Consider the following 13,970-nt stretch of genomic DNA (forward strand, 5'->3'; position numbering starts at 1 on the left):
GCTCAGCCGCGGGCGGTGTGCCGTCGTGACAGGCGCATCCCCTTCGGCTGGGCGTCGGACCATCCGTCCTCGGTGGTGTGCACGGCGATCCCGGAGGTTTTGAGTTCGACCGCCGCGCCGTCCCACTGATCGTCCGGGATGAGCAGAGCGGACACTTCGGACACCGTCGGGTTGTGGCCGATCAGCAGAATGGTGCGCACGGTGTCCGGCACCGCCCGGAGCAGGTCGAACACTTCGGTCCGGCCGCCGTAGTAGAGCTGGTCCTCGTAGTGCACCTCGGGCGCCCCGTGGGCCGGGTCGCCCTGGGCCAGCGCGAGGGACGCGGCCTGCCAGGTCTGCCGCGTGCGCTTGGCCGGTGAACAGATCACCAGGTCGGGGTGCAGTCGCTCGTCCACCAGCCAGGCACCGGCCGCGTCAGCGTCCGACGTGCCCCGCTCGGTCAAGCTTCGGTCGAAATCCGGTATTTCGCCGGGAGTCTCCGCTTTGGCGTGGCGTAGCAGGATCAGCGTCCGCAAGGTCATTGGAACAGCTTGCCTGATTGGAACTTCACGCGTCCGGGTAAGGCGTCGATCGACGTATTCAGGATGGTCGAGCGAGGCAAGACATCACCGCCCGGCCGCTTTCGAGGAGGACCCGATGGGCATCGGCGCAAGTATTTTCCTGCTCGCTCTGGGGGCGATCCTGGCGTTCGCCGTCAACGCGGACATCAGCGGCCTCGACATCAGCGTGATCGGCTGGATCCTGATGGCCGCCGGCCTGGTCGGTCTGGTCATCACACTCTGGTTCTGGAACACCCGTCGCCGGACGGTCGTCACCCGCTCCACCGGCGCCCCGGTCGCCGGGACCGGCTACGCCGCCAGCGAGTACCACGAGGTGCGTCAGGACGACGTTCCCCCGCCCCCGCCGCCGGCGTACCGCTAAAAGCTTCAGATAGTGCAACGGCCCGGCGGTTGACCGCCGGGCCGTTTCGCGTGTGAGGTCATCGGGCGTACAGAGCGAAGTAGATCGCGATGTGGTGACAGAGCGCGGCCACCAGGGTGCAGGCGTGGAAGAACTCGTGGTGACCGAAAACGGTCGGCCACGGGTTCGGCCGCCGCAGGGCGTAGAAGACCGCGCCGACCGTGTAGATCAGGCCGCCGGCCACCATCAGGACCAGGCAGGTGACGCCGCCGGCGTGCAGCACGTCCGGGATGATGCCGACCGCGACCCAGCCGAGCGCGACGTAGAGCGGTGCGCCGGCCCACCGCGGCAGGTGCGGCCAGATCACCTTGAGTGCGACCCCGCCCAGGGCGCCGCCCCAGACCAGGCCCAGCATCAGCTCGGCCATGCCCTTGCTCAGCAGCTGGACGCAGAACGGCGTGTACGTGCCGGCGATGAAGATGAAGATCATCGAGTGGTCCATGCGGCGCATGATCTGATAGCCACGCTCGCTCCAGACGCGCCGATGGTAGAGCGCGCTGATGCCGAAGAGGCCGCAGACCGTCACGCTGTAGATCAGGACACTGATGAAGGGCGCGATGCCCGGTCGGCTGAGGGCGATCGAGCAGAGCACGATGCCGCAGACCAGGGCGACGAAGAACGCGTACTGATGCAACCGGCCGCGGAGTCGCGGCTTGCCGAGGTCGGTCGGCTTCATCCGAAACGGGGCTGAGGTCGTCACGGGATCCAGGTTACGGCAGCGTAGGTTACCAGTGGGTAGTGATGCCGCATACGGTGTCTGATGTCGCATGATTTTCTCGTGACCCCGATTGATCTGAACGCCGATCTCGGCGAGGGCTTCGGCGCCTGGCGCCTCGGCGACGACGACGCCCTGCTCGACGTGGTGACCTCGGCGAACGTGGCCTGCGGCTTCCACGCCGGTGACCCGTCCACGATGCACCGGGTGTGCGGTGCGGCCACCGCCAAGGGCGTCGCGATCGGGGCCCAGGTGGGCTATCGGGACCTGGCCGGTTTCGGCCGTCGCCGGATCGACTACGAGTTCGGCGAGCTCCGCGACGACGTTCTCTACCAGATCGGGGCATTGGAGGCGTTCTGCCGGGCGGCCGGCAACCGGGTGCGCTACGTCAAGCCGCACGGCGCGCTCTACAACACCGCAGCCGTCGACCAGCGGCAGGCCGACGCCGTGGTGGCCGCGGTGCTCGCCTACGACAAGACGCTCCCGCTGCTCTGCCAGCCCGGCTCGGTGCTCTTCGCGACCGCGGAGGCGGCCGGGCTCACCGCGGTCGGCGAGGGGTTCGCGGACCGCGGCTACCTGCCGGACGGCCGCCTGGTACCACGGTCACGGCCGGAGGCGCTGGTGCACGACCCGGCCGCGGTGGTGGAACGTGTCACCCGGATGGCCGCCGACGGCGAGGTGGTCGCCGCCGACGGCACGGTCATCGCCTGCCCGGTCCGCTCGGTCTGCCTGCACGGCGACACCCCGGGCGCGGTCGAACTGGCCCGCGCGGTCCGGGCCGGGCTCGAGACCGCCGCGATTCCGATTCGACGGTTCAGTGAGTGACGCCGACCTTGTCGACCAGCGCTAACGCTTCCTGCGAGGTGTCCGGGGACCCGAGCAGCACGTGCTTCTCCGGGTCGAAGATCCACATCACCTGGGCGTCCTTCTGGCCCGGGGAGACCCACGCCACTCCGGTACCCGCCCGGCCAGTGGCGTCGGTGACCCCCGGAACCAGCCGGATGCCGTCGAAGCGGCCGAGCGCGCGGTACACCGCCGCCCGCTGTGCCGGACGCAGCCAGTAGTTCGAGGTCAGCGACCAGATGTCCTTGGCCACCCCGTTGACGTTGTAGGCCGCGCCGTCGGATCCGGGATTGCGGCGCTTCAACCAGGAGACCACGCCGTCCGGATCACTGGGCAGGTCGGCGAGATACAGACGAGCCGGGTCGCAACTCACGTCCACCGGATCGGACGGGTCGTACGCCTTGCCGTTGACACATGCCGCCAAGGTGATCGTCTTACCACCCGACCGCTGCTGGCCGAGGTGCTCGCCGTCGATCGAGGACCAGTACTCCGTGCGGGCGCCGCCGGACTCCACGATGCGGGTGTAGATGAACTGGTCACCGCGCGGCACGACATCCTTGGCCTGCTCGGCGACGACCGCGGCATCGTCGAGGAACTGGGCGACCGCCTCCATCTGAGTTCCGCTGCCGGGTGCGGGCGGGGGGCTTGACGGCGTACCAGGGAAAATCGAAGCGACGCCGGCGGCAGCGGCAGCCACCGCGCCCGTTGCGATGATCGCCCAGCGCAGACGCGACTTCCTGGTCTTCGGAGTCGGCCGGACGGCCGGCGCCGCGGCGGTCAGCTCAGCCATCAGCCGCGCGCGCGCCGGCGCCAGACGGTCGGGCGACGGCAGCGGAGTCTCCCGGCCCAGTTCCCGGGTCAGCGTGATCTCATCCATGACGAACCTCCTCGGTGCTGGTCAGGGGATTGCTGCCGCCGAGCGCGGCCTTCAGCACGGAACGCGCGCGGTGCATCCGCGAGCGGACCGTGCCCACCGGGATCTCCAGCGCCGTCGCAACCTGCTCATACGTCAACTCCTCCTGTGCGATCAGCAGGAGGACGTCGCGGTCGCTGTCGGAGAGCGCGGCCAAAGCGTCGGTGAGCGCGTCGCGCAGCGCGGCCGCGGTGACGTCGGCGGCCACCTGATCGGCGTGACAGAACGCGTCCGCCTGTGGCGGGACGGCATGCTGCAGGCGCAGCGCGCGAGCCTCGTCCCGGCGATGCTGGGAGATCAGGTGCGTGGCGATGCCGTAGAGCCAGGGCCGGGCGCCGTGCGGGCCGGGCCGGAAGGTGTCGCGTCGCCGGAACGCGGTCAGGAACGTCTCGGCGACCAGATCGTCGGCCACCTGGTCGCCGAGCCGGCGGGCCAGGTAGCGATGGATGTGCGGCGCATGTCGGTCGAACATCGCCGCGAACTCCTCCGGCACGTGACGTGACCGGAGGATGATCGCGGCGTCATCAGGTTCGCTGACTTGCATGAACCGTCCTTCCCGTTGTTCGCGAATGACGTCTGTTATCCGTCGCTCACGGGAAAAGAGTTCACGCTTCGAAGATCAAGGCCATTCCGCCGTACGTCGTTCAGCCGTCCATCCCCCGCAGGATCAGCGGCAACCGGCTGGGGGCGGCAGGGTCGACCACGATCGGCACCCCCCAGTCCTGCCTGGTCAGATGGCACGCCCCGAACTCAGCGTCCACATCGCACGTCGCCGCCTGAGCCACCACCTGCAGCACCCCCTTCGGCACCTCCGGGTTGAGCACGAGCCGGCGGGACAAGTCGGTCGTCGTGCCCTCGCCGTCGAGCAGCAACTCGGCCGGGGAGGCGGACACGGTCAGTCGCAGCGGCGAGCCGAACTGGCTGTCCAGCTTCTGCCCCGGAGCCGGCGTGAAGATCACGTCGAGCGTGACCTCACCCGGAGCCAGGTGGGACGGCGGGCGCTCGGTCTTGTGCCGCTCCCCGGCGACCGTCTTCACCACGCCGGGCGCCAGCCGGGTCAGCCGGTGCGCCGCGGACTCCACGACCAGGACGTCGCCGGCGGCGGTCAGCAGGATGTCGCTGGGCTCGGCGAGACCGGAATCCACGGTGGACACCTCGTTCACCACCGGATCGAAGCGCCGGACCGCACCGTTGTACGTGTCCGCGACCAGCACCGACCCGTCCGCCAGGGCGGCGACCCCGAGCGGGTGCTGGAACAGTGCGGTGTCGGCCGGCCCGTCAACGTGACCGAAATCGAACAGCCCCTGACCGATCGCGGTGTGCATGACGCCGCCCTCGACATACCGCAGCGCGGACGTCTCGCTGTCCGCGATCCAGAGGCGCTTCCCGTCCGCGCTGACCGACAGGCCGGACGGCTGGGCCATCCACACATCCGGGATCGGGCCGTCACGCAGCGCCTCGACCGTGGTGCCGGCGTACACCCCGACCGTGCGCTGGATCGGGTCGAACCACCACAACTGGTGAATACCGGCCATCGCGATGATGACCTTGTCATCGAACCAGGCCAGATCCCACGGCGAAGAGAGATCGGCGGCCAGCGCGTCGTGCGGGTGATCATCCACGGTCGAGCGCCACGGCCGCCCCGAACCGGCGACCAGAGTGATCTCGCCCGTCGCCAGGCTCAGCGCGCGCAGCTGGTGGTTGACCGTGTCGGCGACGACCACGTCGTACCCGGTGAGGTCCTTGATCGCCGGCGGCAGGGCCAGCAGACCCTGCGGCTCACTGAACGGCTCGTTGCGACCGGCCCCGAACCGGCGGACCAGCGTCTCACCGTCCGGAGACAACTCGACGACCGAGTGCCGCGCCGAATCGGAGACCAGCAGATTGCCGCCGGGCAGCTCGATCGCCTTGCCGGGGAAGTGCAGCAGACCCTCCGGGGCGGGCGGCGGCACGTACGGCCCGTCACCGCGGTGCAGCGTGCCATCCGCCTCGTGCTTGGCGACCAACTCGTCGATCAGCCGGGACAGGCCCTCGGCGTGACCCTCGCCGGCCATCGAAGCGACCAGGTAACCCGTCGGGTCGACCACGGCCAGGGTCGGCCAGGCCTTCGCCGCATACTGCTGCCAGAGGTGCATGTCGCCGTCGTCGATCACCGGGTGGTGCACGCCGTAACGCTCGACCGCCGCGGCCAGCGCCTGCGGATCCCGTTCGTGCTCGAACTTCGGCGAGTGCACGCCGATGACGACCAGGGCGTCCCCGTACTTCTCCTCCAGCGGCCGCAGCTCGTCCAGCACGTGCAGACAGTTGATACAGCAGAAGGTCCAGAAGTCCAGCACGAGGATCTTGCCCCGCAGGTCGGCCAGGGTGAGGGCCTTCCCACCGGTGTTGAGCCAGCCGCGACCCTTGAGTTCGGGCGCACGCACGCGAGAAGTCATCCGCCCATGGTGCCTCAGCGCAGGCCTTGATCGGCCCCGGGGCCGATCAAGACCACATCGCGATCAGCCGGCCGGCTTGACCAGGCAGTAGACCTTGTCGTCAGCCTGCAGGTACGGCTGCGCCTGGTCGGTGCACTGTTCCTTCTTGTCGACGATCTGCTTGATCTGGTACGCGTCGGCAGAACCGCAGTCGACCTTCTCGACCTTGGAGCCGTTCTTCACGCAGTCACCCGCGGCGAAACTGTCCCCGCCACCACCGGCGATCAGGTAGACCAGGCCGAAGACCAGACCGAGCAGCAGCGTGGCACCGAGCACCACGGCCAGCGTCACCGGACCGGTCTTCACGACCGGCTTCGGCGGCGCAGGCGCCTCCTCCGACTTGAACTGGTCGAACTTGTCCTGCTCGGCCGGGCCGGGCCAGCTCGTCGTGTCCTCCGGGCCGGGCGGCGTCACCGTCGCCCGGGACGCCGGATCGGCGCCGAACGGATCCGACGTCGGCACACCCGGCATCGGGGTCAGCGCGGGCGCCGGAACATACGGCGAATTGCCGCGCCCCGAAACGTCCGTCGTGCGCTCGCTGAAGTCGCCACCCGCAGGGGCCGCGGCGGTGAAGTCACCCCACGACGGGCCGTCCTGCGGTGCGGCGCCCGGACGAGGCCCGAACGGCGTGCTCGGCGAAGCACCCGGGAACGACGACGAAGGCGGCGGGAAGGTCGGCTCCTCGCCCGGCTGCCCGAACGGCGGGAAGACCGGGGCGTTGCCCGGACCCGACGGCGCGCCGGAGAAGGCGGCCGGGGAACCGGACGGCGGGAAGCCCTGCTGGGGGAAACCCGGGGCCGGCGATCCGGGAGCCGGGAAACCCTGGCCGCCGAACGGCGAGTTCGCGTCCGGCGGGGAGACCCGGGCACTGCCCTCGACCCGGGCGCTGCCGGACGTCGGGTTGGCCGGGGCACCCGGCTCGGGCGGGGAGACCCGGGCGCTGGCCGAGGCGCGGGCGGTGGCCCGGCCCGGGGACTGCGGGGACCCCCCCGGGGTCTCGCCCTGCGGGAACGCGCCGTAACCGCCGGAACCCTCCTCGACGCGCTGCGGCGGCGGGAAGGAACCGAAGCCGCCGGAACCCTCCTCGCCACGCTGCGGGTCAGAGAAGCGCTGCTGGTCCGAGAAGTGCTGCTGGTCCGAGAAGTGCTGCGGGTCCGAGGAGTGGTGCGGCTCCGAGGAGTGCTGCGGCTCTGAAGAGTGCTGCGGCTCCGGGGAACGCTGGGCGAACGGGTTGGCCTGAGCGCCGCTGTTCTCCTGGCCGAAGCCAGGCGCGCCGAAACCCCCCTGCCCGAAGCCCGACTGACCGGGATTGCCCGGCCCGAAGTCACCCTGGCCGGAATCGGCGTGACCGAAGCCGGCCTGACCCATGCCGGCCTGCCCGAAGTCACTATGGCCGGGGCCGGCCTGACCGAAATCGCCCTGGCTGGAACCGGCCTGACCGAAATCGCCCTGGCCGGAACCGGCCTGACCGAAATCGCCCTGGCCGGAACCGGCCCGGCCGAAGTCGTTCTGGCCGAAGCTGTTCGGGCCGGAGTTCGGCTGGGCGAAATCGTTCTGGCCGAAGCTGTTCGCGCCGGAGCTGGGCTGGCCGAGGCCGTTCGACCCGGACCGCTCGCGGCTGCCGTTCTCGCGGCCGAAGTTGTCCTGGTCGCCGGTCTCCTGCGGAGCGAACGGCGACTGCGGCTCGGGCGAGCGCTGCGCGAACGGGTTCGCCGACGGGTCCGGCGCGAACGCTTCCGGCATGCGCGCACCCGGGAAGGGCACATTGCCGAACGGCGGCTCCTCGGCGGCCGGAGTCTCCTCGGCCTCCTCGGGCGCCTGAGCCGGTCGTCCGTACACCCGGGCCTGCGGCGCGGTGGGGGGCGGCGGCGGGTTCTCGGCGCCGTCGGCCGGCGGGGTGACCAGGCCGGGAACCGAGACGCTCGCGGTCACTGGCCGAGCCGAGCCGGATGCGGGCCGGGCACCGGCCGCCTCCCGCGGCTGCGGCACCGAAGCGGCACCGGCCGAGCCGGGAACGGAGGCGGCACCGGCCGAGCCGGGAACCGAGGCCGCACCGGACGAGCCGTATTCCGAGGCGGCATCGGACGAGCGGTGCACGGATGCCGAAGCCGACGAGCCGTGCACCGAGGCCGAACCGGAACCGGGCACGGAGGCGGCACCGGAGGACGGCGCGACCGGCGGCACCGGGACAGCGCTGAACGGCGACCCGGAAGCGGTACCGGCGGGCGGCGAGGCAGCGCTGAACGGCGAGCCGGAAGCGGTACCGGCGGGCGGCGAGGCAGCGCTGAACGGCGAGCCGGAAGCGGAACCGGCGGGCGGCGAGACAGCGCCGAACGGCGACCCGGCCGGCGGCATGGAGGCGGAACCGGCGGACGGCACAGCCGAGGCACCGGAAGAAGCCGAAGCGGCAGCCGCGGCACTCGGTGACGGCAGCGAACCACCCGAACCGAGCGCGGCGCCGGGCACCCGCTGCGGGAAGCCCGACGGAGCGGACGGCGCCGACCCGTCGCCGAACGGGGACGCGGGCCCGCCGAACGCCGACTCCTCGGACGCCGGGGCCTGCGCGCCATAGGTGGACGGTGTTCCGGACGGAGGCGCGGAATACCCGGACGTGCTTCGAATCGGTAGGTCAAGGTTGGGGGTGGAGCCGCTCGGCTCGCCGTCTGTGCCCGGGCCGGCCGGAGCGCGCAGCGGGAACCCGCCGCTCTCGCCCCCACGGGTCGGGAACGCGGTGGCGGCTGGCTTCGACGCGTCACCGGGGGCCGGGCGGGTGGTGTTGCCGAGCCAGCTGTTCTCAGCCGGGCCGGTCAGGCCGGGGCGCCCGGAAGAATCCGGAACGTCGGTGAGGGTCGCGCCCGGCACACGCGACTTCTGCTCGCCGAAGGCGGAGAAGGTCGACTGGTCGGCCGCGGCGGCGGAGGCACCCGGGGTCCGGGTCGGCAGCCCGCTGCCGGCGGTGGCCGGCGGCGGCGGGAAGGCCGGCGACTCCCCGGCAGCGCCCGAAGCGGCCGGCGGCGGGAAGCCCGCGGGACCTGAAGCGGCCGGCGGCGGGAAGCCCGCGGGACCTGAAGCGGCCGGCGGCGGGAAGCCCGCGGCACCCGAAGCAGGCGGCGGGAAGCCCGCGGAAGCGGAAGACTGCGGCGGGAATCCAGCACCTGAAGACTGCGGCGGCGGGAACCCAGCGGCAGCCGAGGACGGCGGCGGGAACCCAGCGGCACCGGAAGCGGAGGCCGGCGGCGGGAATCCAGGCGCATCCGAGGACGGCGCCCCGAACGACCCGCCCCCGGGCACGGAGGCAGAGCCGCGCCCCTCACCGGCCGGAGCCGGCGGCGCCCACGCGGACGGCGACTGCTGCTGGTCGTAGGGCTGCTGCTGCTGGAACGGCGAGGAACCCTGGGCCGGCGCAGCGCCATACGTCGAACCAGGCGAAACGGACCCGTAGGGAGAAGCCGTGCCAGGCGACACCGATCCGTACGGCGAAGCCTCTTCGGGCTGTCGAGCCGATCCATACGGCGTCCCGGTCGGGTTCGACCCCGAACCGAAGGTGGAGACTGCCGGAACCACGAACGGTGACCCCCCGCCCGGCGCCGACTGCGGCGGCGGACCATACGACGTGGGGGTGCCCTCGGTCGGAGGCGGAGCCGATGCCCGGCCCGACACTCGCTGACCGTCGGGTTCGTTCCCGCCCGACGCGGCCTCGGCCGGCTGCCCGGCGTGCTGCCCCTCGGACGTCATACGCGCCTCCTCATCGATGCGGCCGTGCCAGCTTTGCACGGACGCGACCCCGTCGGCGACCTTCCGCCAAGGCCGTGCCAGCTTCTCAGGCTTGGCCGTGCTGGGGCGCTGTCGAGAGCCCCGGTCCCCACTCCGGCGGGCCGTGCCGGGTTGGGAACCAGTGCCCAACCGTACCGGGCGTTCCCGGCGGAGAAAATCCCGGTGTACGCCACTGAGGTAATGCCACGCGGGGTGTTGACATGGTCGCCGATACGAAACAGCCCGCCCGGGTGACGCGGGCGGGCTGGTTGGAGAGCGCTGCTGCCTAGAAGGGCTGGCGCTGGGCGATGAAGGCGATTTCGTCGCGCATGGCCTGGGTCGGCGCGGTCCGCATGGCGCTTTCGATGGCGCGGTGCTGACGGTTGATCTGGCGGCGGCGACGAATGCGGTCGATGACGTTCACTGCACTTGCTCGTTTCCCCGGCTGTCACCGGTATCACGACGTGCAGCCCCCGGCCCGCTTGTGGCGGACACCGTCGGCGCACGTCTCAGGTGTGCCTCAAGTGTCCGCCTCCGCGGTGGATCTTGCCAACTATTTAGATGGTGATCCCGGTCATCTGCCTAACGATCGAAAGCCGCTGAGGCAGGTGACCTTAATGAAATCAGGTCCAGGCGAGGAGAGCGCCTTCCGGATCGGTGAGGAACTCCCCGATGTCCCGGAGGAACTTCGAGCCCAGCTCGCCGTCGATGATCCGGTGGTCGAAGGAGAGGCCCAGCGTCGTGACCTGGCGCACCTTGATCTTGCCCTTGTGCACCCAGGGCGTCGGCCGGATCGCGCCGAGGGCCAGGATCGCCGACTCGCCCGGCGGCAGGATCGGAGTTCCGGTGTCGACGCCGAACACGCCCACGTTGGTGATCGAGAGTGTGCCGTGCGCCATGTCGGCCGGCGGCGTCTTGCCGGTCTTCGCCGTCCGTACGAGGTCGTCGAGTGATTCGGCCAGTTCCCGAAGACTGAGACGACCGGCGTCCTTGATGTTCGGGACGATCAGCCCGCGCTCGGTCGCCGCGGCGATCCCCAGGTTCACGTACTCCTTGATGACGATCTCGTTCGTGGCGGCCGACCACGACGAGTTGACCATCGGGTAGCGCTTCACCGCGAGCAGCACCGCCTTCGCCACCAGCAGCAGCGGGGAGACGCGGAGGTCGGCGAAGTCACGCCGGGCCTTCAGCTTCTCCAGCGCCTTCATGCTGCGCGTGACGTCGACGGTCAGGAACTCGGTGACGTGCGGCGCGGTGAACGCCGAGGCGACCATGTTCTCGGCGGTGAGTTTCCGCACGCCCTTGACCGGGATGCGCTGCTCACGCGACGCGTCGAACACCGCGACGGGCCGGGCCGCGACGTTCGCCGCCGGCTTCTCGGCGCCTTCGGCGGCTTTCTTGTGTACGTCGTCACGAGTCACCGACCCCAGCGGCCCGGTCCCCGCGATCGTGGCGAGGTCGACGCCGAGATCACGCGCAAGCTTCCGGACCGGCGGCTTGGCCAGCACCGGCCCACTGCGCGCAGGCGTCACCGGGGCGACGGGGGCGACGGACTCGGCCGCCGGGGGGACGGCCGAAACCGGAGCCGAGGTAGCGGGAGTGCTGACCCGTGGCCGCCGTTTCCCACTGGCTTCCCGGACGCCGTATCCGACCAGCACCGGCGTACGCCCGACGCCCGGCGCCGCGGGTGCCGGCGAACCGACCATCCCGGGCTCGACCGCGCCTTCGCTGGGAGCGATGGTGACCGCGGCCAGCGACTCGGCGGACGGCTCGGGCAGGTCCCCGGCGCCCGGGTCGGTGTCGATCGAGATGATCGGGCGGCCCACCTCGACGGTGGTGCCGGCCTCGTGGAAGATCTTCGTGACGACCCCGCCCCACTTCGCGGGGATCTCCACGGCCGCCTTCGCGGTCTCCACCTCGACGATCGGCTGGTTCAGCTCGATCGTGTCGCCGACCTTGACGAGCCAGGCCAGGATCTCGCCCTCGGTCAGGCCCTCACCCAGGTCGGGCAGGTTGAATTCCTTGATCCGCGACATCGGGGTCACCAGCCGAACGAGCGGTCGACGGCGTCGAGCAGCCGATCCAGGTCGGGCAGGTACTCCTCCTCGGAGCGGGCCGCCGGGTACGGAATGTCGTACCCCGTCACACGCAGCACCGGCGCCTCGAGGGAGTAGAAGCACTCCTCGGTGATCCGGGCCGCGATCTCGCCGCCCAGGCCGCCACTGCCCGGGGCCTCGTGCACCACGACGGCACGGCCGGTCCGCTTGACCGATTCGAAGATCACCGGGTAGTCGATCGGCGAGAGGGTGCGCAGGTCGATGACCTCGAGACTGCGACCGTCCTCGGCGGCGGCGGCCGCGGCGTCCAGCGCGACGCGCACCATCGGCCCGTACGCCAAAATTGTTGCGTCGGCCCCGGGCCGCGCCACCCTGGCCGAGTGAAGCGGGTAGGCGCCGGTCAGCGGCGCCTCCAGGTCGACCTCGCCCTTCTCCCAGTAGCGACGCTTGGGCTCGAAGAAGACGACCGGGTCGTCGGAGGCGATGGCCTGCTGGATCATCGTGTAGGCGTCGGCCGGGTTGGCGCAGGTCACGACCTTGAGGCCGGGGGTGTGCGCGAAGTATGCCTCGGGCGACTCGGAGTGGTGCTCGACCGCGCCGATGCCACCGCCGAACGGGATCCGGATGACGATCGGCACCCGGACCTTGCCCTTGGAGCGGTAGAACATCTTCGCCACCTGGGCGACGATCTGGTTGTAGGCCGGGAAGACGAACCCGTCGAACTGGATCTCGCAGACCGGGCGGTAACCGCGGATGGCCAGGCCGACCGCGGTCCCGACGATGCCGGCCTCGGCCAGCGGGGTGTCGATGACCCGGTCCTCGCCGAAGTCCTTCTGCAGGCCGTCGGTGATCCGGAAGACGCCGCCGAGCTTGCCGACGTCCTCACCCATGACGACGACCTTCGGGTCTTTCTCCAGGGCTCGGCGCAGGCCGTGGTTGAGGGCCTTGCCCAGGGTGATCGTCTCGGCCATCAGTGCCCACTCCCCTCGAACGACGCGTGGTACTCGGTGAACGCGGCACGCTGCTCGTCGATCTCGGGCGAGCCGTTCGGATAGACGTGGTCGAACATCGTGACCGGCTGTGGGTCGGGCATCGCCAGCACCCGTTCGCGCAGGTCCAGCGCGAGGGTGCGGGCGGACTCGTCGACCTCGCCGAAGAAGTCCTCGTCAGCCAGTTTCTGCTTGGTGAGGAACGCACGGACGCGGGAGATCGGGTCCTTCGCCTTCCAGGACTCCACCTCGGAGGCGATCCGGTAGCGCGTCGGGTCGTCGGAGCTGGTGTGCGCACCCATCCGGTACGTGTACGCCTCGATCAGCGTCGGGCCCTGCCCGTTACGGGCGTTGTCCAGCGCGGCGCGGGTCACGGCGTAGCTGGCCAGCACGTCGTTGCCGTCGATCCGGATGCCGGGGAAGCCGTAGCCGAGTGCCCGCCGGTACAGCGGGATGCGGGTCTGCCGCTCCAGGGGCTCGGAGATCGCGTACTGGTTGTTCTGGCAGAAGAAGACCATCGGGGCGTTGAACACCCCGGCCCAGACGAAGGACTCGTTGACCTCGCCCTGGCTGGTCGCACCGTCGCCGAAGTAGGCGATCACGGCTTCGCCGTCCGGGCTCCCGGTCTTGCCGTCCATCGTGATGCCCATGGCGTAGCCGGTCGCGTGCAGCGTCTGCGAGCCGATCACGATGGTGTAGCTGTTGAACTTGTGCTCGTTCGCGTCCCACCCGCCCTGGTCCACGCCGCGGAACAGGCCGAACGGCATGATCGGGTCGATGCCCCGGCAGTACAGCACGCCGTGCTCGCGGTAGGTGGGGAAAGCCATGTCCTGCTTCCGCAGCGCCCGGCCGGAGCCGACCTGAGCCGCTTCCTGACCCAGCAAACTGGCCCAGAGCCCCAGCTCGCCCTGCCGTTGCAGAGCGGTCGCCTCGGCGTCCAGACGCCGAACGGTCACCAGGTCGCGATAGAGCCCGCGGTACTCCTCGTCGGTGAAGTCGACCGAGTACGTGGTCCCGTCCGCCGTGGTGACGCTGCCGAGGTGTTCACCGTCGGGCGTGAGCAGCTGGACGAAGCCGCCCGCCGGAGCGTCACTGCCCCCGGACGAGGGGGGTGCCGCTGCGGCTTTGCCTTTCGCCATCCGTGTCTCCCTGTATCTCTCTGCGCCCGCGGCGGGTGTCGCCCGATCCACGAGGCGGACCACTGGGGTAGCCGCGCATATGCCGGGTGAGGCTGCCGCGCGACGTTCCGGCGAGACTGTGTCCCGG

Annotated in this window: 13 protein-coding genes; 3 read left to right on the forward strand and 10 right to left on the reverse strand. The window is 70.8% G+C overall.

Annotated features, from left to right (window positions below):
* Window positions 1-2: 2 nt before the first annotated feature.
* Window positions 3-521 carry a SixA phosphatase family protein gene (locus tag ACH442_RS24625; RefSeq protein WP_396340438.1) on the reverse strand — a complete coding sequence of 173 codons (519 nt, stop codon included), beginning with the start codon at window positions 519-521 and terminating at the stop codon, window positions 3-5.
* Window positions 522-636: 115 nt separating this feature from the next.
* Between ACH442_RS24625 and ACH442_RS24630 the strand changes: the two genes are divergently transcribed.
* A complete protein-coding gene (locus tag ACH442_RS24630) occupies window positions 637-921 on the forward strand; it encodes a DUF6458 family protein (RefSeq protein WP_396340439.1) in 285 nt (94 codons plus the stop codon).
* A 58-nt stretch (window positions 922-979) separates the two neighbouring features.
* Here ACH442_RS24630 and ACH442_RS24635 read toward each other — a convergent pair whose 3' ends face one another.
* A complete protein-coding gene (locus ACH442_RS24635; RefSeq protein ID WP_396340440.1) occupies window positions 980-1,660 on the reverse strand; it encodes a hemolysin III family protein in 681 nt (226 codons plus the stop codon).
* Between the two features lie 87 nt (window positions 1,661-1,747).
* Between ACH442_RS24635 and ACH442_RS24640 the strand changes: the two genes are divergently transcribed.
* Entirely contained in the window at window positions 1,748-2,500 is a 753-nt protein-coding gene (locus tag ACH442_RS24640; protein WP_396340531.1) for a LamB/YcsF family protein, read from the forward strand.
* On the opposite strand, the gene ACH442_RS24645 is transcribed toward ACH442_RS24640, so the two are convergent.
* The 4 genes from ACH442_RS24645 to ACH442_RS24660 form a co-directional block, all read right to left on the reverse strand.
* Window positions 2,490-3,395: a CU044_5270 family protein gene (locus ACH442_RS24645; RefSeq protein ID WP_396340441.1), complete on the reverse strand. Its 906-nt coding sequence runs from the start codon at window positions 3,393-3,395 to the stop codon at window positions 2,490-2,492. The genes ACH442_RS24640 and ACH442_RS24645 overlap by 11 nt on opposite strands.
* The gene (locus ACH442_RS24650; protein WP_396340442.1) at window positions 3,388-3,975 is read right to left on the reverse strand and encodes an RNA polymerase sigma factor; all 588 of its coding nucleotides are present in this window, start codon (window positions 3,973-3,975) and stop codon (window positions 3,388-3,390) included. The genes ACH442_RS24645 and ACH442_RS24650 overlap by 8 nt, the downstream gene beginning before the upstream one ends.
* A gap of 100 nt (window positions 3,976-4,075) precedes the next feature.
* On the reverse strand, window positions 4,076-5,866 hold the full coding sequence (locus tag ACH442_RS24655) for an NHL domain-containing thioredoxin family protein (RefSeq protein WP_396340443.1): 1,791 nt from the start codon (window positions 5,864-5,866) through the stop codon (window positions 4,076-4,078).
* Window positions 5,867-5,929: 63 nt separating this feature from the next.
* Entirely contained in the window at window positions 5,930-7,837 is a 1,908-nt protein-coding gene (locus tag ACH442_RS24660) for a hypothetical protein (RefSeq protein ID WP_396340444.1), read from the reverse strand.
* On the opposite strand from ACH442_RS24660, the gene ACH442_RS24665 reads away from it, so the two are divergent.
* Window positions 7,803-8,477 carry a hypothetical protein gene (locus tag ACH442_RS24665; protein WP_396340445.1) on the forward strand — a complete coding sequence of 225 codons (675 nt, stop codon included), beginning with the start codon at window positions 7,803-7,805 and terminating at the stop codon, window positions 8,475-8,477. The two genes, ACH442_RS24660 and ACH442_RS24665, sit on opposite strands and share 35 nt — an antisense overlap.
* 1,467 nt (window positions 8,478-9,944) lie before the next feature.
* On the opposite strand, the gene ACH442_RS24670 is transcribed toward ACH442_RS24665, so the two are convergent.
* The 4 genes from ACH442_RS24670 to pdhA all read right to left on the reverse strand — a co-directional run bounded on the left by ACH442_RS24670 (window position 9,945) and on the right by pdhA (window position 13,843).
* Window positions 9,945-10,082 (reverse strand): hypothetical protein, encoded by a 138-nt coding sequence (locus tag ACH442_RS24670; protein ID WP_396340446.1) that lies wholly within the window; start codon window positions 10,080-10,082, stop codon window positions 9,945-9,947.
* Window positions 10,083-10,281: 199 nt separating this feature from the next.
* Window positions 10,282-11,703 (reverse strand): dihydrolipoamide acetyltransferase family protein, encoded by a 1,422-nt coding sequence (locus ACH442_RS24675; protein ID WP_396340447.1) that lies wholly within the window; start codon window positions 11,701-11,703, stop codon window positions 10,282-10,284.
* Entirely contained in the window at window positions 11,700-12,689 is a 990-nt protein-coding gene (locus ACH442_RS24680; protein ID WP_396340532.1) for an alpha-ketoacid dehydrogenase subunit beta, read from the reverse strand. The genes ACH442_RS24675 and ACH442_RS24680 overlap by 4 nt, the downstream gene beginning before the upstream one ends.
* Window positions 12,686-13,843, reverse strand: a complete 1,158-nt coding sequence (gene pdhA / locus ACH442_RS24685; RefSeq protein ID WP_396340448.1) for a pyruvate dehydrogenase (acetyl-transferring) E1 component subunit alpha — start codon at window positions 13,841-13,843, stop codon at window positions 12,686-12,688. The genes ACH442_RS24680 and pdhA overlap by 4 nt, the downstream gene beginning before the upstream one ends.
* Window positions 13,844-13,970 lie beyond the last annotated feature (127 nt).

The organism is Actinoplanes sp. NPDC020271 (assembly GCF_044388125.1).
Classification (GTDB): Bacteria; Actinomycetota; Actinomycetes; order Mycobacteriales; family Micromonosporaceae; genus Actinoplanes.